Raw genomic sequence first — 22,249 nt, forward strand, 5'->3', positions numbered from 1 at the left:
AGAATCCCTCGCTTTTATATTAATAATAATGATACATATAGACCTAATAGCGTAAAGAATAGCACTGGTACAGTTAAAATGATTCCAACTTTAAAGTAATATCCCCAAGATATGTGAATCCCTTTTTTGGATAGAACGTGTAACCATAATAATGTCGCTAATGAACCGATCGGTGTGATTTTTGGACCTAAGTCACTTCCAATCACGTTCCCGTAAATAAGCGCTTCACGAATAGCTCCTGTGGTATTCGTGTCAGCAATCGCTAAAGCATCAATCATAACTGTCGGCATATTATTCATCACAGATGACAATATAGCTGCGATGAAGCCCATTGAGATAGTTGCAACAAATAACCCTTGGTCTGCAGCGACATCCAGCACTTGTGCAAGTAAATCAGTTAGCCCGACATTACGAAGACCATAAACAACAACATACATTCCAATTGAGAAAAATACGATTGCCCACGGTGCACCTTTAACTACTTCCATAGTAGGTACAGCAGGGCTACGTTTAGCCATCCATAAGAAAAAGACAGCGATTATTCCAGCTACAAATGATACTGGGATTTCAACAAATTCACTTACAAAATATCCAACTAACAATAATGCCAGTACAGCCCATGATAATCTGAACATCTTATGATCTTTAATGGCTTCTTCAGGTCTTTTTAATTTTTCTATATCATAATCTTTCGGTATTGACTTTCTGAAAAATAAATATAGTACAACGATGCTTGCTACGATCGAGAACAAGTTAGGAATAACCATTCTGATTAAGTATTCTGTAAAGCCTAAGCCAAAGAAATCAGCTGATACAATGTTCACTAAGTTACTAATAATGAGCGGCAATGATGTTGTATCCGCTATAAATCCACTTGCCATAATAAATGGTAAGATCATAGCTTCTTTGAAGTTCAAGGCACGAACCATTGATAAAACAATCGGTGTTAAAATCAGGGCTGCTCCATCATTTGCGAACAAGGCAGCAACTGCAGCACCTAATAACGTCACGAGAATGAACATTTTCAGTCCACTTCCATTCGCTATTCTAGCCATGTGTAACGCGGACCATTCAAAGAAACCAATTTCGTCTAAAATCAATGAAATAAGAATAATAGCAATAAACGCAAGTGTTGCATTCCAAACTAAATCTGTTACGGCAATCACATCACCGAAGTTCACAACACCAAATAATAAGGCAACAATAGCACCACCACAGGCAGACCATCCTATTCCTAGATTTCTAGGCTGCCATATAACCAAAGTTAGTGTAATTAAGAAAATAATTATGGCTGCAAAAATTTCCACGTAAAACTCCCTCTCTTTATCTATTCTCAGTCAAAGTTCAATGTTGTTATTAAAGAAATAATAATGAAAAGTTGAGCGAAAGGCGGCGACTCCTGTGGGAACAGCACGAGCCTCGAGACCCTGCAGGCAGTGATATTCTGCCGAGGAGGCTTGAGCCGTGCCCGCGGAAAGCGTCCGCCTGTAGCTTATAAACAACACTAAACTTTAATAAAGTTTTTCTGTATTAATCACAAATAATTCTCATATTATTATTTGATAATTCTTCTAAGTCTTCTTTTCCATTCGGCAAACTTGCAAGTACACCCTGAACCATAGTGTAGCCTGGATGTTCTTTATTAATTGAATAAAACACCCAATGACCTTTACGTTTTTCATTCACAAGCTTGGCATCTTTTAATTTTCTAAGATGCTGACTCATTGCCGGTTGGGAGATGTCTAGTAACTCAACTAACTCACATACACAACATTCATCAACAGACACATAACGCATAATTGACAGGCGGTTTTTATCACCTAGAAGTTTTAAAGCTTGTGCCGCTTCTTCAACAGTCAGATAAGTTTTTTCCATGAACCGGATCACCTCATATAAGTAATTGCTTATATAATAATATAATTCTATAATTACATTTTCAATGGATTTATTTAAAATTCATAAATTCTTTACAAAATAACAAAACAAATTACTTACTTTCTAGTAAAATTCATACTATAATCTTTGTGTATATAATTAGTAGGTGAAGATATGAATAAAAAACAGGAAAATCTAATGATTTTTGCATGGATCGTTGCTTTTATTGCAACTTTAGGGTCCTTATATTTTTCAGAGATACGAGGGTATGTCCCGTGTGAAATGTGTTGGTACCAACGGATTTTTATGTACCCAATGGTTATTGTTTTACTCATTGGTGTTGTCATTAAAGATGTAAAAGTAGCGTACTATTCAACTGCTTTATCATTTATTGGTCTTCTTGTTTCTGGCTATCATTTTTCTATTCAAAAGTTAGAAGCTTTACAGGACTCTGCACCAACATGTGGACAAGTTTCATGTACCGGTTCGTACATTAATTGGTTTGGATTCGTAACCATTCCGTTATTGGCGGGAACAGCTTTCTTAATGATTTTGATTACTTCCATAATTATTTGGAAATCTATGAAGGAGGATTCATAATGAAAAAATTACTGATCTTTGGTTCAGTTATTATTGTGTTATTTATCGTAACTGCTTTGTTAACGAACATGGCAGAGACGCAAGAGGTGGAAGATAATCCATACGGGAAATCCTCTCTAAAAAATTCAACAGTCGAGTTATTAGATAACCCAAATTATCAAAATATCATTACTCCAGAGGACTTAGAGGAGAAACTTCAGTCTGAAGAAAGTGTAACTGTTTATTTCTTCAGCCCTGAGTGTCATTATTGTATAGAAACAACACCTCGCTTGATGCCTTTAGCAGAAGAATTAAGCGTTGATATTCAGCAGTATAATTTATTAGAGTTCCAACAGGGCTGGAATGAGTACAACATCCAGGCTACACCAACCCTAGTTCATTATGAAAACGGCGAAGAGGTTGCACGTATTAAAGGTGCTGCACCAAATGAACAGTTTCAGGCATTTTTCGAAGAACACGTCATTAATAATTAAAAAAAGGACTTTGCGTAACTGCAAAGTCCTTTTCTATGTCATGATTCAATTTTAAATGAACACACTTCATACCAATGATTTTTTGTTTTAATAAATGCTGTTTCACCATTTAAGACGGGGAATGGACCATCTACTTTTTCTCCCTGGTTTTCATGAATCCACTTCTGTAGATCATTAACATAGTAGGCGATATGCTTTTCAAAACTTTCTCCTTGCACGAGCTCAATCAGATGGTCTTGTTCATCCATTAAAAACACAAGATGTTCATCAAACCAATCTAACTCTTTAACGACCCGCATGCCAAATTCCTGCTTCAACAATTGAACACTTCTATCTAATTGGATGACTTCAAAACCAATATGATGAATGTTCATATTCACTTCACAAGATTAAGTGTAAATCGCCAAATTCATGCCAAAGGAATCTTCGTTTCATAGCATCATGATATAAATCAATTAAATGATCTTTTTCAATCCAATTCGTTAACATATCTAAGTGACTGGCCTCAGGCTCATGAAGACCTGTTAATAAACTATCGACTATTTGTCTATCATATTTAGCATTGACATACAAATTAGTATATTCGTCATTCTGCTCAAATAAAGTGCCATTTAAAGCTGCCGACTCCAGTGCTCTTACCACTGTTGTACCTACGGCAATGACACGTCTGCCTTCATGTTTTGCTTTATTTACTAGATCAACCACCTCTTGAGATACATTATATCGTTCTGGATGGTTTGAGGGATTAGGCCACTGGTCTTTTTCATAATAACTTAGCCCCGTATATAATTGGATGAAACCTATGTTTACACCATTGGATTTTAATTTATTTAACATATCCCAAGTAAACGCCCTTCCAGCTGATGGCATCTCCATCGAACCCGGAATGGAACCATACACCGTTTGATAAGTATTAATCGGGTAAGGATGATTAATATAATCGTATCGAATAGGTTCTCCCAGCGTGATGACTCCGATCATTGTATCTTTACTGTTCATATTACTTTGTAATTGAACTAACGGCTTTTCACCGCCATAACCAACTATAGTAAACGTAAGGTCAGGTGTGACGATGAGTTGCTCACCAATCATCATTTCTTCTTTTAAGACAAAACCTTCCCATGTGAATTCATCGATTTGTTGAGATAAACGAAATTCGACTTCCTTTTGTTTGTATGTTGCTTTTAAGCCAGCAGGAATGGTTCGTGTGTTATTAAAGATCATGACATCTCCGGATTTTACATAGTTCGTTAAATTTTGAAACTCAGAAAAACTCGTTTCTTCACCTTCAGTCACCATTAACTTCACTTGATCACGTGAACCGTTACGATATTCTGCTGGCACAGAAGCATTCAGTTCCTTAGGAATCTCAAATGTTTTTAATGTCATGCTGAGACACCTCTTTCAAAAGATCATCAGCCTTCACTCTAACAGCTTCCATTTGACTACCGGCTTCAGACGCTAAATATACAAAAGCCTTAGCAACATCATTTGGGTCTGATAATTCATAATCACAATTTGGTACAGCTAAATCATGCATTTCAGTATCCATCTCACCCGGATCAACCATTTTAATACTCACATTAAAATCTTTTAATTCGTCGTACCAAATCTCTGTTAGACCTTCTAAAGCAAACTTAGAGACGCCATAAGCACCCCAACCGGCATAACCAGTATGACCCGCTTCAGAAGTTACATTTAAGATCATGCCTTCATTTCTAGTTAACATTCCAGGTAACACTCTTTGAGTTAAATATAATGGGTTCATGACATTGACCTGCATGACTTCCTCAAAAGTATTGGTTGGATAATCGGCTAATAATGTCGGTTTGTTTCCATAGGTTGAAGCATTATTTATTAACAAATCAATTCTTCCCCAGTTAGCTTCTATACTGGATACAAATTTTTCAACATCAACCTCTTTTGAAACATCTGCTTTTATAGTTAAAAAGTCAACATCCAGCTCAGTTAATAACTGACTCATTTCCTCTAAACCTGATTCATTACGGGCGCATATAGCGATTACATCCCCTTCTCTAGCAAAAGCTTGCGCCAAAGCTCGACCAAGACCTTTTGTTCCCCCAGTAATAGCAACTACTCTATTCATAAAAATCTCTCCTTTTTGTAAGTGTTTATCCATATCATACGTGGATTGAACTCACAGGACATCGGAGATTTCGTGTAAGTTTTTTCATTAAAATGGCTTAAATGATTCTACGACTTTTGACGTAGAAGGGGCTCTCACCTAAAAGAGAGCCTTATTTTTTATTAATGAAGTTTGTGGTGAGATTAATTGAGTTGTTACTCGGATAAATGAAGTTTGTGTTTTAATTAAACGAGTTGTTTGCTAGATTAATGAAGTTCTACTTTGGATTAACATAGTATCATTAACTTTTAACAGGATATTAAGCTGCACTCAAGATTGATTACCGCTTAAGTGTGAGCCTTACTTTTCCTGGGTTAATGTAGTTAAAAGTCGTATTAATTGAGTTGGCAGTCTGAATAATGAAGTTGTAGTTTAGATTAATCGAGTTAGATCTTAGATTAATCAAGTTACAATTTGGATTAATGAAGTAATTTCAGCTTTAACTAAAATTTCAGTTGTTTTGAGGTATGAAAAAAGGACTGCCCTTTTTTTAGGACAGCCCTTATCTCAAGTCTGATCATTAGTTTCATGATTATTCGTGTTTTTCTTTTTGTTTTTAGGCAGTGGGTCGACTTTATGATTATAAGAATAACCTTTGGATATTGCGTAAATAGTTAAAACAAGTACTAAAATTACGATAGCAATTGAAATTAACATTACTTTGAACATCCTAAACACCTCTAGCCATTGTTGGAATTACGACGTTTACGGTTACCTTTTTGTCCACGGTTGTCATTAGATCGACGGTCATCACGACGACCTCCACCACGGCCTCCACGGTTACCACCACGATTGCGTTCTCCACCACCGCCACCACGACGGCCTCCACCGCCTCGGCGACGATTACCTCCGCCGCCTTTTCCACCTTGGCGTACTTTCTTCACGCGTAAAGGTGAAACGGCTGATAACTTAACAGGTGTACGATCCGGTTCTCTTGCTAATAATTTTAATGCTGCAGCTACAACATCTACTGAATGATACTCATCCAATAAATTTTCTGCGACACGCTTGTACTTTTGAAAATCTTGATCTTCTAAAGCTTTCAGTAAATCATCACGAGTTGCTTGCTGAATACCTTCAAGTACATCATCATATGAAGGAACTTGTTTACGAGTCATTTTATGCTTCGTTAGTTCTTCAATGTTTTTAAGATGTTCTATTTCTCTTGGTACAATAAATGTAAGTGCCTGCCCTTTGTTACCTGCACGACCTGTACGACCAATACGGTGAACGTAACTCTCAGGGTCTTGCGGTAAATCAAAGTTATAAACGTGAGTCACACCAGAAATATCTAGTCCACGAGCTGCTACATCCGTCGCTACTAAGATATCAGTTGTTTGATCTTTGAAACGCTTAATCGCACGCTCACGCTTCTGCTGAGTGATATCACCATGAATACCTTCTGCAGAATATCCACGCTTTAATAGTCCTTCTGTTAATTCATCTACACGCTTCTTCGTACGACCGAAGATAATCGCTAAGTCAGGTGATTCAATATCTAACAATTTACATAAAACATCAAATTTCTGAGGTTCTTTTACCTCTATATAGAATTGTTCAATGTTCTCAACCGTTAATTGCTTAGATTTTACTTTTATTACCTCAGGTTGATTCATAAAACGCTCAGCTAAATTCTGAATACGCTTAGGCATCGTCGCCGAGAAAAGTAGTGTTTGGTATGTTGAAGGTATTTCAGCCATAATTGCTTCAATATCTTCAATGAATCCCATATTTAACATTTCATCCGCTTCATCTAAAACAACGGTATGAATTTCGTCTAAACGAATCGTTTTACGACGAATGTGGTCTAATAAACGACCAGGTGTCGCAACCACAATCTGAGGTCGGTTCTTCAGTGATTTAATCTGTCTACGGATGTCTTGCCCACCATAAACAGGCACTGTACGCACGCCTTTATTTTGACCAATTCTGTTTAGTTCTTCCCCAACCTGAATCGCTAATTCACGAGTTGGTGCAATAACCAATCCTTGTACTTTAGACTGGCTCATGTCCATCTTTTCAATCATTGGGACACCAAAAGCGGTTGTTTTCCCTGTTCCTGTTTGTGCTTGTCCAATCATATCCCGGCCTTCTAAAGCTACCGGAATTGCTTTTTCCTGAATTGGTGTTGGGTTTTCAAAGCCCATATTTGATAATGCTTTTACAATATCCTCACCAATATTAAAATCTTTAAATGCTGTCAATCTTTTTCCTCCTAAATTATATAAGCATATTTATCTTAATAATGAAAAACTCGTCTGACTCCAGCCTCCAGGCGTGGGGCTGGAGACACTGTTCATATTAATCTAAAGTTAGCTTTCCTTAATATCGATAATTTTATGAAGGATTACTAAAACAAAAAATTTCCGAACTTTTCATAAGACAATTCAGTATAACTGTTTCAATATTGAAAGTCAACTTAATTATCAAGCAAACTAGATGCCAGTTGTTCAAGAATTAAATCATCCATCGGTGGGTTATGCAAACCAGCTCGAACATCCCTATAGTATCGCTCAAAAGGATAATTTTTAGACAAACCTCTTCCTCCAACAATACGCATGGCTAGGTCGACAACTTTATTTGCATCATTAGTTGCTGTTACCTTAACGACTGCCAATTCTTTTGCTAAATACTCACGTTGTTCTGGGTATTGATCCCACTTTTCTGCAATGCTATATAAATAATTTCTCGCACGTCTTAAGATCAGATCCATCTCACCGATTTTTTGACGTACATGAGACTCTTTAGAAATAGGGTGGTCCAGACTATTCGGTTGAAATTCATTTGCAAAAGTCACTGCATCATTTAATGCAGCTCTAGCAATTCCTAAATAACACGCTGGTATATGTAGTAACCAGCCTTTAGGTGCAGATTTTTTTCCTTTTCGCTCAACTAATCGTTCTGAACTAACGCGTACATCATTAAGTACTAAATCATCGCTTGCTGTACCTCTCATACCTAAAGTATTCCACGTTTGTTCAACGGATACACCTAGTGACTTCATATCTACAGCAAACCAGCCGATTTTCTCTTCATCTTCAATCCAAGCTGAAACTATGACGTAATCCAGAACATCAGCCATAGTGGTAAAGGTTTTTCTGCCATTTAATACATAACCGTTATCAACTTTAACAGCTACAGTTTCTGGCCTGCCTCCACGTGTAGGGCTACCGGTATTTTTTTCTGTTGAGGCTCGATTAAATAACTTTTGATTTTCAGCTTCTCGAGCAATCCAATCAAAGTTTTCCTCTGACCACAACTTACCTTCTTTTAATTCCATTAAAATACCATTATGCCATCCAACTGATAATGCTGTAGCTGCATCACCTTCTGCAATTTTTTCTTGCATAATTAACCATTCGTATAGAGTTAAATCTTCTCCACCATATTTCTTTGGCAAAACAATTGATAAATACTCATGCTCTTTTAATGTCCACACTGTTTCTGGCAAAAAGCGACCTTGACGATCTGCTTCATCTGCATATGTCTTCAACTTTTTAGACAATTTTAATGCGCGATGGTATAAATTTAAGTGACGTTCACTTTTAATATATATATTATCAAGTTCCATTATAAGACTCCCTTCGCAAGTAATAAGATATCTTATGTAATTACTAGGTTTTAGCTTAATACATCAGCACATTTTTTAAAAATGTTAAGGTCTTGATACTTATTCAATGATCTACGAAATAAAAGACTAGGCAATTTCATTATTTTGAAGCATTTAGGGGCATCTGTATCGGTTCCTTAAACTGAACGGACATATAATACTAGCGAACCTTTATTACACCCGTTTGAAGGGATCTTTCCGACTAAATATTTAAGTAGACATTCGTGGTCGAATTCTCCGCTTTATTTGCCTTTTGATCTAAATGATCAGCTACTTCCATACGAACTTAATCCTTGGATTAATCGTAAAGGGAATAGCAAAAGCGCACAGGTTTAAGCCCGTGCGCTTTTTTTATTGATTAAAATGGGTTAGTTGCCCATTGGAGTGATTGCTTAATGAAGATACGTTGGTTAAGTTTTAATTGTGCCACCATATACTCAGCCAAATCTTCTGGCTGCATAAATTTATCTTCATTCTTTTCTTCTAAATGCCCACCAAATGCTAGCTCCGTTGCAACTAAACTTGGATTCATTGTGAATACACGAATATTATTATGTCTTACCTCTTGCATTAAAGCTTCGCTCATCCCTTGCACGGCAAACTTTGATGCACTATATGCCGAGGATCCCGCGGTCGCCTTTAACCCGTTACTGGATGATATATTGATAATGTCACCTTTGTTCTTATCTATTAAATCAGGAAGAACAGCTTTTGTGACATGGTAAGTTCCAAACACATTCACTTCAATAGGCTTTTTCCATTCATCAGGATCTGAATTGACTAAATGTCCTTTTGAACCAATCCCGGCGTTATTAATTAAAATATCTGCTTGGCCAAGATTCTCCCTTAACTCAGCTATTGCCTGGTTGACTGCGTTAAGGTCAGTAATATCGACAGCTACATATTCAACATTTACACCGTATTGTCTAACCTCTTCAGCAACTTGTGCCAATTTATTTTCTGTTCGCGCGATAAGCCCGACATGCACACCTTCTTTAGCTAACTCTATAGCAGTTGCTTTTCCAATTCCTGATCCAGCACCTGTTACGTATGCAATTTTACCTTTAATGTCTTGTCCCATCTAACCAACCTTTCTCTAATATGTCTTATAGCTATTTTATGGAATAACAAAAGCCACAACAACTGTTGCGGCTTTGTCTTTAGTAATTAATTGGTTTTAAAGTTCTTTCAATCATTTCTCGACGATCTTCTAAAAATGGTGGAAGAGCTAATGTTTCACCTAAGTGATCAACATCTTCATCTGTCGCGAAACCTGGTCCATCAGTTGCTAATTCAAACAAAATACCATTTGGTTCGCGGAAGTAAACGGAACGGAAATAGAAACGGTCAACAAAACCTGAATTACCCATTCCAATTTCGTTTAATTGCTCTAAATATTCACGGATGGTTTCTTCATCTTTCACGCGGAATGCCACATGGTGAACTCCACCACGACCTAATCGTTCTTGAGGTAAATCTGTGCGAACATGGATATGAAGCTCAGCTCCTGTTCCTCCCTCACCTGTTTCAAATACAATGACTTCTTGACCTGTTGAGTGATGTTTATATTCACCTTTGCGACGGAAGCCCATGACTTTCGTTAAGATCGCTTCAGTGGATTCTAATTCAGGAATAGTTAAGTGGATTGGTCCAAGCCCAATAATTCCGTAATTAGGTTCCGCTTCACTTTTCTCCCAAGGTGTCCCGCCAGGAACCCCTTCATTATTTTCATCAGACACAAGGATTAGACGCTGATTTTCAAAATCTTTTAATGGGATAACATTGCGACCAAACTGTTCGACAATGCCTTCGTTTTCAACATCATGCTCATTTAATCGTTTTTCCCAATACCTTAGTGCTTCATCATTTGGAACACGTAACGATGTTGTCGAGATACTACGGTTACCATCATGATTTTGACCTGCATTCGGAATTTCGAAGAACGTCAGCTCCGTTCCAGGATTACCTACTTCGTCTCCGTAAAATAAATGATAAACAGATGGGTCATCCTGATTAACTGTTTTCTTAACCATTCTCATACCTAATATTTTTGTATAAAAATCTACGTTATTCTGCGCATTCGCTGTAAGCGCAGATAAATGGTGAATACCTAATAAATTCATCAATGTAAAAGCCCCTTTCTAATGATAAGGTTTCCTATAATTAATATATTAACAAAAAATATCTTGAATTCAAAATAAATTGTTTTGATTAAAATTTGAGTCCCCACCATAAAAAATAAACATTCACTTAGGAATGTTTATTTTTAGACGTATTTATTTTCCATACCATTGGCTTTCAATACTCTGTCTGAATTCCATCCCATTAGGAAAAACTTCACCTTGATGCACAACACCATTCGCATATTCAACTCGTAAATTAACTGAAGCAATGTCTTCTATATCGTCGACTTCCAAATTCCAATAATTCTCTTGCTCTTTAGATACTTTTAATTCTTCTCGCATTTTTTTATTTTCAGTATTGTCCATTAGACCTTGAGAAAGTTTTCTCTCAACCACTTCTCCATTTGACCTTAGTATCTTGGCGGTTATTTCTTCTGGTTTAAAAAACGGAAAAATTGAATTAGATTGTACTAATTGGATACTAAAGTAATCTACATTCCCTGGAGCACCACCATTTGCGCCTATTTCCATAATGCGTAATGGCTCAGGTGAGTAAAGATGGGACGGGACAGTTTTAATATCTGTCGATCGTGCGACCTCACCTTCACTCAATATTTGATATTCATAATGTTCAAATGGCTTTAGTTTCAGTTGAGCACTATAATTCAATCCATTCAATGGGTCAACTGAAAGCTCATTCCACTGCTTCTCTCCTTCTTCACGGTATAAAAATGAGATTTCTGCGTTGTTTTCTAACTCTTTAAATGCCCATTCAAAGTCAACCTGAATTTCTTCCATTGTTGAAGAGTCAGGATTAGGTTCAAATTGTTCATAAGTGACCCATTGATTGGATTGATGAATGTCATTAACTTGATTACTAAGTCGATGCAAATCATTTTGTAATCCCTGTATTTGTTGGGTTACATTTTGATTATTATTATAATATTTTGTTTCACCTACCTGATCTAATATCACAAAGAAAAATATTAAATTCAAAGCCAAACTACCAACAAGTATCCCAATAATTATTTTATGTATGTTACTCATGCTTCCATCCCCCAAATAAAAAAGTGATTTCCGATTAGAAATCACCAAATATAATAATATATTAACATTTTTTATGGAGTAATTAACTAATTTTTATGAAATGCTTCCAACAAATTTCCATTCATCTAGATTTACTTGATCATGTTTACCTTCTAGTATATTTTTTACGTCAGCTAATAGATCGTCGGTGGAGACCCATTCTCCTTTTTTATTTGTAAATGGTTCAGCCACATAAAACGGTTGAGTAAAGTACATTTCTAACCTTTGGCCACGTTTATAAGTTAGTTGATCCTCATCAGATAACCGATCTAATCCTCTATGCTCCACAATATAAGTAAGCTCACGATATCTTCTTAAAACTTTTTGCGCTAAAAGCTGCATTTTTAAATGATTTTCATCAATGTTTGGTTCTTCAACCATAATTGACACTGATTGTAATGAATCAATGGCTGGGTACATTCCTCTTGAAGCCAAACTCATATCAAAATGCCACAATGTATCGAGTGGACCATAAGGTAAATCTTCATCCACAGCATCACCAGATGTATCAACAATTAAGAAAGTCAGTTTTGATCCTTCTACACCATCAAACTCTTCAAAGAAATCTTGAAACTCATCTGTCAGGTATTTGCTTCGATCTACACCTAATACTACTTCATCTGTTTCAAGTAACTCTTTGATTTTATTTTTGACTTTATTAATATTTGTGCTATAGTAATCCGCATTTTCGATTGGTCCTTCATCACCACTTACCTCTTCTTCCAGCATACAAAATACTGTTTTAAAACCTGACTTTTTCATACGATAAAAAACTTCTGCAAGTACAACCAGCTGACCCATACCAGGTCTAGCAACTAACCCTACTGTTCCTCCACGCACAATTGGAGCAAACAAATCAATAACCTTAATTCCTGTTTCTAAATTTTTCATTTGATCTCCCCTTATAATCAGTTCATCAACCGTACAGTTCGCTAATTCTGCAAGGCTGGTTAACGTTTTCACTTTTGCCTGACCTAGAGGTATTTTTCCTGTACTTAAGTTTGAAACTGTTGCCGGTCTTAATCCTACAGACTTGGCTGCAACGGTTAAGTTAGGCACTCGTTTTCTTAAGAGCTCAACATTTAATTTGATATTCTCTTCCATGAAATTCCTCCTTTCCACTTGTTACTTTATATAGTAATTCATTTTACTTTTAAAAGCAAGTTATTTTCTTTATAAAGTAATTATTTTATTTTTCGAGGTAATTTAAGCACAAAAAAGGAGCTTAACTTTAGTTAAACTCCTAGATTAATCCAAAATCGATTAACAATAGTATCATCTTCTTCAGTAAAGGATTCGTCCTGAACACCGTCGTTATTTAAAATGACTTTTCTAGATGCGATGTTATCATCGTTACATGTGATTAGCGCTCGTTTTATCCCTATGCCTCTTAAGATGTCCAACGATTGTTTCAAGATTTCAGTTGCATATCCTTTTCCACGTTCGGTCGGTCGGACTCCATAACCACAATGTCCACCAATTTCTAATAACTTTTGATTGAGGTCATGTCTCAGGTTACATGATCCTAATATATTATTATTTTCATCGATTAGAAAATAAGTTGAATTAGCTACCCAGCCTTCTAGCACTTGGCCTTCAGAAGCTTTTTGGACATTTTGTACAAAATCAGGATAGCTATTACCGGCATTTCGCAGAATAGTAGGTACGACTTTTTCTTTGTAATGAGCCCATTCTTCCATATATTCATAGAATTGCTGTTCAAGTTCGAGTCTAGGTTTAGTTAATCTAACTTTCATAGTAGTTACACCTTAAAAAATTCATTTTCTAAAATCCCCATCACAATTGCATCGTGATATTCCCCATCGTAAAATAAAGCATCACGTCTTACTCCTTCTTGCTGAAACCCTAGTCTTTCATAGACATGCTTAGCACGTTCATTAAAAGCAAAGACTTCTAACTCAATTCTGTGAAGATTAAGTTGACGAAAGCCATAAGCCAACATTAATTGTATTGCTTCTGAACCATGGCCTTTTCCTGTGTGTGCTTCAGTTGATAATGCAATCCTGAACGAGGCATTCCGATCCTGATGGTTGATTTCGTTTAATGATAACTCGCCAATCATTTCATCCGTTTGTTGAGCACAAATAATCAATCCAACTCGACTACTATCCAATGCACTTTTTTCCAGGAAGTTCTTAACCATTGATCTTGTAAATATTTGCTTGGTACCGGTCAGACGTCTCACATCAGGGTCCCATAACCCAGAATAAATAGCTTCAAAATCATCTTCTTCAATCGGTCTTAAATATACTTTTTCACCTTCTAGAAATTTGATAGGTTGCTTCATATAATTCATCCTCTGGTAGTTTTAGATCTATTATAGCAAAAGGTGGGACAACTTGTTTCAGTCCAGAGATGTATTTTATTGAATTGGCATGAATGGAACTTTCCATATACCCTTACTATTTTTAACTAGACGGAAACTTAATGGATATTCCTTAATTGGATCTACATAATTAACTATAACCTCTTCATCTGACAATACTTTTACTTCAAAATGAGTCACAGTCATTATCTTTTGATTATAATTTTCTTCATTTTCACTAATGCCTTTAGCTATATCCGCTTCATATTCTTCAAAAGATTCATAAGGGAAAAACTGATGTTCTTCTCCTTTATAATACAATTCAAACACCGTCCGATTATCAGATTGTATCCTTGCATGATGATAAAGTCTAAATATATCAAATGGTTTCAAACCTACTAATAATCCATCATCATGTGTCTGAGAATATTGAGTGTAGATTTTATATAGATGATCAGGTAAGGCTACAGAATCATAAGTTTCTACTTTACTCGATTCATCTGATGTATCCGGTTCTTCTGTATTATCCACTTCTTTTGTTTCATCATTGATCATTGGTTTTTCAGGCGTGGATGAACTTCCGTTATTAGGGTCTAGTGAAATTTGAGAGAGTAATAAGACCACAAATATGCTCGCAACTGCCATGGTTATACCCATTGCAACCAAGCTGAACCGTTTTGGTTTTGTTGAAACAGTATTTTGTACTTGAATTTTCCTAAAAATCCTGTTCTTCTGGTTTTCATCAAATAGCTTGCCCTCTCCAATCATGCCGTCTATTTCTTGTTTTAACCTTTTCTTCACCATTCCCACCCACTTTCCTGTAGTTGACTTTCCAACTTCTTTCGAGCCCTAAACATTCTTGTTTTCACAGTATTTTTTGAGACTTGAAGGACTTCCGCAATTTCCTCAATACTAAAATCCTGATAGTAATAAAGAATAATAACCTCTCGTAATTTAATAGACAGTTTCAACACCTGTTGTCCAAGCTCAGAGTTTCTACTTTTGTCTATTAAAAATTGTTCGGATGTATCATTGCCACTATTAATAAGAGGAATCTTGTCAGTAAGTTGTACCTTACGATGATTCCAGCTTCTTAAGTAGTCATGACAACCGTTGATTACGATTCTGTATAAGTAAGTATGGTATGAAGACTTTCCCTCGAAGTCATTTAATTTTTTATAAGCCTTTAGAAAAGATTCTTGAATGATATCTTCCGCAATAAACCGATCCTTCACGTAAGTAATAGCTACTCGAGTCAAGGACTCCCCGTATTCATCCATCAACTCTTCTAAAAGCTGTATTCGATCTTTAACCACATACAACTCTTCTGGTTTCTCCATCGCTACCCAACCTTTTATTTGATTTACTTGTTAGACGCTACTGTGAACAAATAGGTTCCCTTACTGTGTAATTTCATATATAAGTCAAGGAACTTACCGTAAATTCAATTATATGGCGCATTAAAAAAATTAGTTATTTCAGGACATTTTCTCTCTCTTTCCGGAGGTTTTTAGAGCTATTACAGGTTCGAATCTTGTCGAAAACACTTAAAATCAACTTTTTTTCGGAGCTTTATTCACGTTTTCCGGACCTTTAATAACCCAATAAACATTAAAACCTCTTAAAAAAGAAAATTCCTTTAATCTATGAGAAGTTTCACTCTTTCTATGAGAACTTTCACTAGGTCTAAAAGAAATTTCAGCAGCTGTATGAGAACTTTTCTTAGGTCTATGAGAAAATTCGATCCCTCTATGAGAACTCTCACCACCTTAAATAGAAAAAATGCCCACCATTAACATGATGAGCATTGTCTTAATTAACGACTTCCCACTCCTCCACAGGGCCTTCAATCACGTGGAACATCGGATGTGGGATAATGTCTTTGGCCACTTGAATTTTCATCTGTTTTAACCGATTAGGGTCTCGTTGGCGGAGTTTGGCTCTTAGATGAGCCCATTCGTATTCCAACTGCCCTGTCGTAACAGGGATCTGATTCCCCGGTTCGACTTTTACTATTTTACCATGGTCAAAATTATAGCCTCTGGCCTTTGCCTCTATATAAACGTATTCTAAATAAATCCCAACAGCTTGAATCGGGTCTTCTTGCTCACGAAACCTGACTAACTGCGGATGTTTTTTATATCCTTTAGTTTCTCCCAGCAATACTTTCTGTGCTAAAAGAGATTCTCGCCAACAAGCAACTAAACCTTTAGCATCTAAATACCTAGGGTGTATTGACCATAATCGCATAGCTATCTTCCTTTATATCATTTGATCTAAACGTTTAAACTCGAGCTCCTGGAATTTTTCCATCGCTCGATCACGATTAATTCTAAATTCTGCTTCAATTAAGTCACAACTAACGCCAGCTTCACAATGAATTTCTGCAAGTTTTCTAGACAGATGCACCATTTCTAAATCATTCTCAAATTTAGTGCGTTGAGCTTTTGTTAATGAATCTAAGTTTTCCAAGATTTTGTCCAATGAACCATGTTCTTTTAGAAGCTTTAAAGCCGTTTTCTCACCTATCCCTCGAACTCCAGGATAGTTGTCACTAGAATCACCCATCATTGCTTTAAGCTCTATCATCTGTTGTGGCGTGATGCCTTTTTCTTCAGTAAAACGTTCGGCATGATAAATATCATAATTGCCGTAACCTTTTTTCATTAAAACAACATTGACATTCTCATCAAGGAGCTGCAAGATATCTTGGTCACCCGTTAAAATGTATACTTCTGAATCTTCTTTATATAAATTTGCTAGCGTTCCAATACAATCATCCGCTTCATAGCCAACTTCGCCTATATTCGGGATATTCATTGCTTCAGTTACTTCTTTAACAATATCGAACTGTGGAATAAGCTCTTCTGGTGGCGCACCACGGTTCGCTTTATATTCAGGATATAGATCATTTCTAAATGTATGACTTCCCATATCCCAGCAAGCAACAACATGTGTTGGCTGGAATGTATTTGTAGCTGTTATTAAATGACGAACAAAACCGTGAACACCGTTCGTAGGTACACCTTTACTATTCACCATAAAATATCCGCTCATTGCTGTCGCATAAAATGCACGGAATAATAACGCCATTCCATCAACTAATAAAATCTTATTCTTTTCCATCGTTTTTCCCCCAATACTTATTCAAGTATAAAATAAATGAGACACACCTAAAACCAACTGTGTGCCTATTTTTTCTCCACTGTTCTAAATTTTTGAATGAACTCTTCAGGTGATTTTTTAATGTGTAATGTCGTCACGCCTTTTGTCGTATGCAAATAGAAAAAACCGTATCTTGCCGATAACATTTTATATGATAAATCAAACACTTGCTCAATGGCGTACTCTTTTTCTTCCGTCACTAAACGGTCTTCATAAAGAGTTACCCAATGCTCTTGTTCAATTTTTTTCTGTTCAAAATTAAAATGATCAATCTCTCGTCTTACACTGTAATAAGGGTGTTGGTGTAAAATAATGTGAACCCCCTTCAATATGCTGTTAACATTATAGCAAATGCGTGTGATAAGTTACAGTACAGAGGGTCTATTGGGCTTTTCTTCGCCCAGTAAAAAAGCTGATCCATTACAGATCAGCTTTTCCATATTCACATAATAACAAAGCTAAAAGCGCACTTCGCTTAGGGATTTGTTCAACAACCGCATGTTCATGAAGCGCATGAGCACCAGCACCAACGGCTCCCAAGCCATCCAAGGTCGGTGCAATTGAAGCCGTAAAGTTCGCATCGCTTCCGCCACCTGTAAATTCTTCAATCAATTCGATATCCAAATACTCATGAGCAAGCTCTTTAGCCTTTTCAAAAAGTCTCTCGATGTCGTCCGTACGCTCTAAGGGCGGACGGTAAATTCCACCCGTTACACTGATTTCAATATCAGAATCATGTGGCTTCAGGTTTTGAATGAGTGGTACGACTCTGTCCATCTCTTCCTGAGTTTGAACTCGTACATCTATAACAGCGTGGGCATCTTCAGCAATGACATTTTTCTGAGAACCACCATCAATTAAACCGACGTTAACCGTAGTACCTTTTTCTAAATCCGTGAGGCTCGAGAGGTAAGTGATTTGCTCGGCCAACTCCTCAATTGCGCTTGCCCCTTTCTCGGGATCAATCCCAGCATGAGATGGAACACCGTGAATACGCACCTCAAATGTCCCGACACCTTTACGGGCTGTTTTAAGCGCACCTTCTTCACCTTGAGACGGCTCCAAAACAAACACACTATCACTCTTTTTAGCTTCTTCGATTATATACTCTTTGGATGTAGGACTTCCCAATTCTTCATCGCTCGTCATCATCAGGACAACTTTTTTATCCAATTTGACTTCAAGCTCGTCTAACGCTTGAATGGCGAATAAAGCCTGCACGATTCCTGCCTTCATATCAAATGTACCAGGACCATATGCTTTGCCCTCTTTAATTTCAAACGGCATTTCATCTAACGTGCCTTCAGGCCAAACCGTATCCATATGAGTGACAATCAGTACTTGACCTTCACCACTTCCCCATTCCGCACGAATATGTGGTGAGTACTGATCGCTCTCCAAAAACTCTACTTTTCCCCCGGTCATCTCAATAAATCTTTCACTTAAAAATTGTCCAATTTTTTCAGTCAAATCCGGTCTCGTCGATGGAGATTCCATCTTCACTAGTTGCTCCAATAAATCTACCATCTTGTACTCTCTCTGTTGTAATAAATCAACCAATTCCTTCAAAATAATATTCTCCTCCGACGCTCTATACAATTTCTCATTATTATTATACACTTTTTTTAATAATCGGTTATATAGGAAGTGAAGAAAAATGGATGAAAAATTTAAGCAAATGATGGAAGTGCTCCACCTCTCAGAAAAACTCAAAATTGAATTACGTCATAGCTGGCTATCGAATGGAAGGCATGAAAGTGTCGCTGAACATACATGGCGCGTTTCACTAATGGCCATGTTAATCGCACCACATTTAGAAAAAGACATTGATACTCTTAAACTACTAAAAATGATTATTATCCATGATTTAGTAGAAGCTGAAGCCGGGGACATCCCTGCCTTCGATACCTTAGATGACCATGAAGCGAAACAATTAAAAGCACAAAACGAACAACAAGCAATCTTACATATCAAAGAATTAGTAGGCGGAACTCAAGGACAAGAGTGGCTCGAATTGTGGTACGAATTTGAGGATAAAGAAACATACGAGGCAAAAGTGGCTAATGCGTTAGACAAGCTAGAGGCACAGGTACAACATAACGAAGCTGATATCGACACTTGGTTGCCAATCGAATATGACATGAGTTATTTGCTCGGACGTCACACATCGTTTAGCCCTGTTTTAGAAGAATTAAAAAACGTCATTGAACACGAAGCAGACACAAAAATTAAGCAAGCATCGAGATCTGGTCAAAATTAAGACCAGATTTTTTACTTAATTTGCACCCTAATTTGAATCACGTTCGTCAAATAAGTAGAAGAAAGGAGGCACGAGATGTCGAGTTCTTTTGATGCATTACAAACCAGTAAAGCACTAAGCGAACAAGATCGATTAGCTATACTTGAAGATTGCATGAATCAGTACGGAGATGAAATTAAACGTTTAGTTTTTTCGTATGTCAAAAACCATACGGATACAGATGATTTGACTCAAGAAGTGTTTGTTACTGTCTATCAAAAGATAGACCAATTCAAGGGCGATTCCAGTTTAAAAAGCTGGATCTATCGAATCGCGATTAATAAATGTAAAGATCATTTACGTTCTTTTAAAATTAAACAGCGTTTCATTAAAGAAAAACTTACCCAGTTATGGGCCGAAGACTACGTACCTACACCTGAAGTTCAATCTATTAAACAAGAAAATTCTGACCAACTACTAAATTGTGTTGAAGAGTTACCTTTTAAATATCGCGAAATGATAATTTTATATTATTTTGAAGATCTTTCAATAGAAGAAATAACCAATGCCTTAGATATGAACACCAATACAGTTAAAGCAAGACTCCGCCGGGCTCGTGATCGCCTAAAAACGAAACTAGAAACAAATGGAGGTGATTTAATTGGATAAGAAACTACATGAACTAAAATACAATTATAAACAGAAATATGATAAGCATTTTACCTCCCAAGACCGTAATGCAATTTATCATAAAATCTCAAACAAACATAATTCAACTCACAAAAATCTTCATTCCTCTTTTAGAGTAGGATTAACATTTGTTGCGATTATTATGATAGGGTTCCTCGTCATGATGAATGTATTTGATTCTAGAGAACCAGCTTCTGACCCAGAAATTGAAACAAAACCTGAGAATGAAATGAAACCAAATCCATTACAAGACGAAACTACATTTGAAGGATATGTCGTTCATGTACAAGGTAGTCAAGCTACAGTAACAAACATTGATACACGTGAATCAATGATATTTAGAAATATAATCCCTGGTAATGTAATGCTTGGAGATCAGGTGAAAGGTTGGTTAGAATATACGTTGAGTAGTGAACCACCTACAGCAAGTATTGAAAAGTTAGAAATAATAAATGACAAGAGTCAAAATGGTTCCAACTTCAATGAAAATTTTGCTGTTAGAACTGCATTAAAAGAAACCATATTAAAATCATATGGCACTTCAAATTATGATGACCTATATGTTTCAAATATTGATTATAGCCAAGACCGGCATAGATGGTACGTCGAGTTATATAACTCTAATATGGATAAAAGAGAGAGAGTTGAAGTGAGTGATAATACAGGTTATATAGCAAAGCCTCATAAACCAGAAGAAAGCTTTCAAAGTGAATATACGTTTAATTATGAGGCATATGGTCAACAATTTAAAGAACTTGAACAAATGATTATTTGGAATCTTAATAGCAAGTGGACGGAACTTCATCACTTATCTCGTCAGGATTATGAAAACCGTTTTGGCGTAATTGAAAATATTGATTATAGTTATATTTTAAATGGGGCAGCAATAGATGAAAACGGTACAGTAACAATCGATTTTAGAGAACTAAAAGCTTCATCAACATCTAATGAAACTCGAAAATTTATCAATGAAATCAAACGCCTTGTCTTTCAGTTTGACGAAGCGAAGGAAGTTTATATTCAATTTAATGGTAGTCTTAAAGACACTCCCTTTGAAATTTCTTTAAATACCTCCATTAAAAGAAATGAAAATGAAGAACCTTTTGATCTACATGAAGATATGCTTAGAACTAACAAAGGCTATATTGGAACGTTCAAATATTTACTCCAATATAATGATGACGGTAAGCTTGAATTTGAATCGCAGAAAGACCTAGAATCCTTTTTCACTCGTTATATGTCTGAAGAGTTAGCGCAAGAGCACATAGACACATATATACATGAAGATCAAGGAAATTTTTATGTTAACTTCAGTTATGAGCAACTTCCAACTGCGATAGATAGAGAACTATTTGATGCAATAAAAATAAATGACCAAACATTTGAGGTGCAATCAGACGTACAGACAGAACATGGATTTAAATCTCTTAAATATATCATTAAATACAATAATTATAAGTGGTATGTTGATTCTGTAGAAGTTTCACCTATGTAGGAAAATTAAAATATCCAACAGATTAAAGCCGTGATTAACAATAGTCACGGCTCTATTATTCATTTAGAAGGAAAAGAATTTCTTCACAGTAGGGAATTTACATCGCAAGGAGCTGTAATATATATGTATGATTATACCTTAGCCGGATTTTTCATAGGATTACTCATGTGGTCTACTTTTTCTTTATTTTTTCTAAGAAGGACATATCCTAAAAAACCTTGGAAGAGAGATTTATTAATGGCTCTTATTCATGGGTTAATCATTATGATTTTCTTGCCAATCGCTATTTGGATTTTTGAATACTTTAGTTAAAGTGTCCCATTTAAATGTTTAAGTGAGGCATTTTTTATTTTGTCAAAATTTTTAATAAAGTTTCGAGCACCGTACTATTTATTTTTAAGATTTTTCGATAAAATAAGGA

26 protein-coding genes are annotated in these 22,249 nt (G+C 36.2%); 6 read left to right on the forward strand and 20 right to left on the reverse strand.

Features of this window, described 5'->3' with window-relative positions; translation table 11 throughout:
* Positions 1 to 14: 14 nt before the first annotated feature.
* Complete coding sequence (locus E3U55_RS07795; RefSeq protein WP_134339876.1) at positions 15 to 1,307, reverse strand: arsenic transporter; 1,293 nt, start codon at positions 1,305 to 1,307, stop codon at positions 15 to 17.
* Between the two features lie 223 nt (positions 1,308 to 1,530).
* Entirely contained in the window at positions 1,531 to 1,875 is a 345-nt protein-coding gene (locus E3U55_RS07800) for an ArsR/SmtB family transcription factor (protein WP_134339877.1), read from the reverse strand.
* A gap of 174 nt (positions 1,876 to 2,049) precedes the next feature.
* On the opposite strand from E3U55_RS07800, the gene E3U55_RS07805 reads away from it, so the two are divergent.
* Positions 2,050 to 2,475, forward strand: a complete 426-nt coding sequence (locus E3U55_RS07805; RefSeq protein ID WP_134339878.1) for a disulfide oxidoreductase — start codon at positions 2,050 to 2,052, stop codon at positions 2,473 to 2,475.
* On the forward strand, positions 2,475 to 2,948 hold the full coding sequence (locus E3U55_RS07810; protein WP_134339879.1) for a thioredoxin family protein: 474 nt from the start codon (positions 2,475 to 2,477) through the stop codon (positions 2,946 to 2,948). Before E3U55_RS07805 ends, E3U55_RS07810 begins: the two co-directional genes overlap by 1 nt.
* A gap of 38 nt (positions 2,949 to 2,986) precedes the next feature.
* Here the strand turns inward: E3U55_RS07810 and E3U55_RS07815 are convergent, their stop codons facing one another.
* The 18 genes from E3U55_RS07815 to E3U55_RS07900 all read right to left on the reverse strand — a co-directional run bounded on the left by E3U55_RS07815 (position 2,987) and on the right by E3U55_RS07900 (position 18,973).
* Entirely contained in the window at positions 2,987 to 3,322 is a 336-nt protein-coding gene (locus tag E3U55_RS07815; RefSeq protein ID WP_134339880.1) for a VOC family protein, read from the reverse strand.
* A 7-nt stretch (positions 3,323 to 3,329) separates the two neighbouring features.
* Positions 3,330 to 4,337, reverse strand: coding sequence for an S-adenosylmethionine:tRNA ribosyltransferase-isomerase (locus E3U55_RS07820; protein WP_134339881.1), 1,008 nt, complete (start codon positions 4,335 to 4,337; stop codon positions 3,330 to 3,332).
* Positions 4,318 to 5,055 carry an SDR family NAD(P)-dependent oxidoreductase gene (locus tag E3U55_RS07825; protein ID WP_228547504.1) on the reverse strand — a complete coding sequence of 246 codons (738 nt, stop codon included), beginning with the start codon at positions 5,053 to 5,055 and terminating at the stop codon, positions 4,318 to 4,320. The genes E3U55_RS07820 and E3U55_RS07825 overlap by 20 nt, the downstream gene beginning before the upstream one ends.
* 546 nt (positions 5,056 to 5,601) lie before the next feature.
* Positions 5,602 to 5,751, reverse strand: a complete 150-nt coding sequence (gene ytzI, locus E3U55_RS07830) for a YtzI protein (protein WP_407644104.1) — start codon at positions 5,749 to 5,751, stop codon at positions 5,602 to 5,604.
* A 23-nt stretch (positions 5,752 to 5,774) separates the two neighbouring features.
* Positions 5,775 to 7,298, reverse strand: a complete 1,524-nt coding sequence (locus E3U55_RS07835) for a DEAD/DEAH box helicase (RefSeq protein WP_194840846.1) — start codon at positions 7,296 to 7,298, stop codon at positions 5,775 to 5,777.
* A gap of 215 nt (positions 7,299 to 7,513) precedes the next feature.
* On the reverse strand, positions 7,514 to 8,665 hold the full coding sequence (locus E3U55_RS07840) for an acyl-CoA dehydrogenase family protein (RefSeq protein WP_134339884.1): 1,152 nt from the start codon (positions 8,663 to 8,665) through the stop codon (positions 7,514 to 7,516).
* Positions 8,666 to 9,062: 397 nt separating this feature from the next.
* Positions 9,063 to 9,785 carry a 3-ketoacyl-ACP reductase gene (locus E3U55_RS07845; protein ID WP_134339885.1) on the reverse strand — a complete coding sequence of 241 codons (723 nt, stop codon included), beginning with the start codon at positions 9,783 to 9,785 and terminating at the stop codon, positions 9,063 to 9,065.
* Positions 9,786 to 9,864: 79 nt separating this feature from the next.
* Entirely contained in the window at positions 9,865 to 10,827 is a 963-nt protein-coding gene (locus tag E3U55_RS07850; protein ID WP_134339986.1) for a ring-cleaving dioxygenase, read from the reverse strand.
* A 153-nt stretch (positions 10,828 to 10,980) separates the two neighbouring features.
* Positions 10,981 to 11,874 carry a hypothetical protein gene (locus E3U55_RS07855; protein ID WP_134339886.1) on the reverse strand — a complete coding sequence of 298 codons (894 nt, stop codon included), beginning with the start codon at positions 11,872 to 11,874 and terminating at the stop codon, positions 10,981 to 10,983.
* A 93-nt stretch (positions 11,875 to 11,967) separates the two neighbouring features.
* The gene (locus E3U55_RS07860; protein ID WP_134339887.1) at positions 11,968 to 13,017 is read right to left on the reverse strand and encodes an ATP synthase beta subunit C-terminal domain-containing protein; all 1,050 of its coding nucleotides are present in this window, start codon (positions 13,015 to 13,017) and stop codon (positions 11,968 to 11,970) included.
* Positions 13,018 to 13,148: 131 nt separating this feature from the next.
* Positions 13,149 to 13,670 carry a GNAT family N-acetyltransferase gene (locus E3U55_RS07865; RefSeq protein ID WP_134339888.1) on the reverse strand — a complete coding sequence of 174 codons (522 nt, stop codon included), beginning with the start codon at positions 13,668 to 13,670 and terminating at the stop codon, positions 13,149 to 13,151.
* A 5-nt stretch (positions 13,671 to 13,675) separates the two neighbouring features.
* Positions 13,676 to 14,221, reverse strand: coding sequence for a GNAT family N-acetyltransferase (locus tag E3U55_RS07870; protein WP_323740405.1), 546 nt, complete (start codon positions 14,219 to 14,221; stop codon positions 13,676 to 13,678).
* A 75-nt stretch (positions 14,222 to 14,296) separates the two neighbouring features.
* Positions 14,297 to 15,040, reverse strand: a complete 744-nt coding sequence (locus tag E3U55_RS07875; protein WP_134339890.1) for a hypothetical protein — start codon at positions 15,038 to 15,040, stop codon at positions 14,297 to 14,299.
* Positions 15,037 to 15,579: a sigma-70 family RNA polymerase sigma factor gene (locus tag E3U55_RS07880; RefSeq protein ID WP_228547505.1), complete on the reverse strand. Its 543-nt coding sequence runs from the start codon at positions 15,577 to 15,579 to the stop codon at positions 15,037 to 15,039. Before E3U55_RS07880 ends, E3U55_RS07875 begins: the two co-directional genes overlap by 4 nt.
* 472 nt (positions 15,580 to 16,051) lie before the next feature.
* Positions 16,052 to 16,489, reverse strand: a complete 438-nt coding sequence (locus E3U55_RS07885; RefSeq protein ID WP_134339891.1) for a pyrimidine dimer DNA glycosylase/endonuclease V — start codon at positions 16,487 to 16,489, stop codon at positions 16,052 to 16,054.
* Positions 16,490 to 16,501: 12 nt separating this feature from the next.
* The gene (locus E3U55_RS07890; protein WP_134339892.1) at positions 16,502 to 17,365 is read right to left on the reverse strand and encodes a 5'-3' exonuclease; all 864 of its coding nucleotides are present in this window, start codon (positions 17,363 to 17,365) and stop codon (positions 16,502 to 16,504) included.
* Between the two features lie 65 nt (positions 17,366 to 17,430).
* Positions 17,431 to 17,733: a hypothetical protein gene (locus E3U55_RS07895; RefSeq protein WP_134339893.1), complete on the reverse strand. Its 303-nt coding sequence runs from the start codon at positions 17,731 to 17,733 to the stop codon at positions 17,431 to 17,433.
* A gap of 91 nt (positions 17,734 to 17,824) precedes the next feature.
* Positions 17,825 to 18,973 carry a M20 family metallopeptidase gene (locus tag E3U55_RS07900; RefSeq protein ID WP_228547506.1) on the reverse strand — a complete coding sequence of 383 codons (1,149 nt, stop codon included), beginning with the start codon at positions 18,971 to 18,973 and terminating at the stop codon, positions 17,825 to 17,827.
* 88 nt (positions 18,974 to 19,061) lie between these two features.
* On the opposite strand from E3U55_RS07900, the gene E3U55_RS07905 reads away from it, so the two are divergent.
* From E3U55_RS07905 to E3U55_RS07920, 4 genes are all read left to right on the forward strand, one after another.
* The gene (locus tag E3U55_RS07905) at positions 19,062 to 19,664 is read left to right on the forward strand and encodes an HD domain-containing protein (RefSeq protein WP_134339894.1); all 603 of its coding nucleotides are present in this window, start codon (positions 19,062 to 19,064) and stop codon (positions 19,662 to 19,664) included.
* Positions 19,665 to 19,739: 75 nt separating this feature from the next.
* The gene (locus E3U55_RS07910) at positions 19,740 to 20,312 is read left to right on the forward strand and encodes a sigma-70 family RNA polymerase sigma factor (protein ID WP_134339895.1); all 573 of its coding nucleotides are present in this window, start codon (positions 19,740 to 19,742) and stop codon (positions 20,310 to 20,312) included.
* Positions 20,305 to 21,828, forward strand: coding sequence for a GerMN domain-containing protein (locus E3U55_RS07915; protein ID WP_134339896.1), 1,524 nt, complete (start codon positions 20,305 to 20,307; stop codon positions 21,826 to 21,828). Before E3U55_RS07910 ends, E3U55_RS07915 begins: the two co-directional genes overlap by 8 nt.
* A 123-nt stretch (positions 21,829 to 21,951) precedes the next feature.
* The gene (locus E3U55_RS07920) at positions 21,952 to 22,140 is read left to right on the forward strand and encodes a hypothetical protein (RefSeq protein WP_134339897.1); all 189 of its coding nucleotides are present in this window, start codon (positions 21,952 to 21,954) and stop codon (positions 22,138 to 22,140) included.
* The last annotated feature ends 109 nt before the right edge of the window (positions 22,141 to 22,249 follow it).

The sequence above is a fragment of the Filobacillus milosensis genome, from assembly GCF_004402015.1.
Taxonomy (GTDB): Bacteria; Bacillota; Bacilli; order Bacillales; family Alkalibacillaceae; genus Filobacillus; species Filobacillus milosensis.

Bases quoted from the DNA above. Each gene is read 5' to 3' on its own strand.
- E3U55_RS07880 (WP_228547505.1), bottom strand. From the start codon at position 15,579: ATGGAGAAACCAGAAGAGTTGTATGTGGTTAAAGATCGAATACAGCTT.
- E3U55_RS07855 (WP_134339886.1), bottom strand. From the start codon at position 11,874: ATGAGTAACATACATAAAATAATTATTGGGATACTTGTTGGTAGTTTG.
- E3U55_RS07810 (WP_134339879.1), top strand. From the start codon at position 2,475: ATGAAAAAATTACTGATCTTTGGTTCAGTTATTATTGTGTTATTTATC.
- E3U55_RS07825 (WP_228547504.1), bottom strand. From the start codon at position 5,055: ATGAATAGAGTAGTTGCTATTACTGGGGGAACAAAAGGTCTTGGTCGA.
- E3U55_RS07905 (WP_134339894.1), top strand. From the start codon at position 19,062: ATGGATGAAAAATTTAAGCAAATGATGGAAGTGCTCCACCTCTCAGAA.
- ytzI (WP_407644104.1), bottom strand. From the start codon at position 5,751: ATGTTAATTTCAATTGCTATCGTAATTTTAGTACTTGTTTTAACTATT.
- E3U55_RS07920 (WP_134339897.1), top strand. From the start codon at position 21,952: ATGTATGATTATACCTTAGCCGGATTTTTCATAGGATTACTCATGTGG.
- E3U55_RS07865 (WP_134339888.1), bottom strand. From the start codon at position 13,670: ATGAAAGTTAGATTAACTAAACCTAGACTCGAACTTGAACAGCAATTC.
- E3U55_RS07840 (WP_134339884.1), bottom strand. From the start codon at position 8,665: ATGGAACTTGATAATATATATATTAAAAGTGAACGTCACTTAAATTTA.
- E3U55_RS07805 (WP_134339878.1), top strand. From the start codon at position 2,050: ATGAATAAAAAACAGGAAAATCTAATGATTTTTGCATGGATCGTTGCT.
- E3U55_RS07885 (WP_134339891.1), bottom strand. From the start codon at position 16,489: ATGCGATTATGGTCAATACACCCTAGGTATTTAGATGCTAAAGGTTTA.
- E3U55_RS07815 (WP_134339880.1), bottom strand. From the start codon at position 3,322: ATGAACATTCATCATATTGGTTTTGAAGTCATCCAATTAGATAGAAGT.
- E3U55_RS07845 (WP_134339885.1), bottom strand. From the start codon at position 9,785: ATGGGACAAGACATTAAAGGTAAAATTGCATACGTAACAGGTGCTGGA.
- E3U55_RS07860 (WP_134339887.1), bottom strand. From the start codon at position 13,017: ATGGAAGAGAATATCAAATTAAATGTTGAGCTCTTAAGAAAACGAGTG.
- E3U55_RS07870 (WP_323740405.1), bottom strand. From the start codon at position 14,221: ATGAAGCAACCTATCAAATTTCTAGAAGGTGAAAAAGTATATTTAAGA.
- E3U55_RS07820 (WP_134339881.1), bottom strand. From the start codon at position 4,337: ATGACATTAAAAACATTTGAGATTCCTAAGGAACTGAATGCTTCTGTG.
- E3U55_RS07910 (WP_134339895.1), top strand. From the start codon at position 19,740: ATGTCGAGTTCTTTTGATGCATTACAAACCAGTAAAGCACTAAGCGAA.
- E3U55_RS07800 (WP_134339877.1), bottom strand. From the start codon at position 1,875: ATGGAAAAAACTTATCTGACTGTTGAAGAAGCGGCACAAGCTTTAAAA.
- E3U55_RS07890 (WP_134339892.1), bottom strand. From the start codon at position 17,365: ATGGAAAAGAATAAGATTTTATTAGTTGATGGAATGGCGTTATTATTC.
- E3U55_RS07850 (WP_134339986.1), bottom strand. From the start codon at position 10,827: ATGAATTTATTAGGTATTCACCATTTATCTGCGCTTACAGCGAATGCG.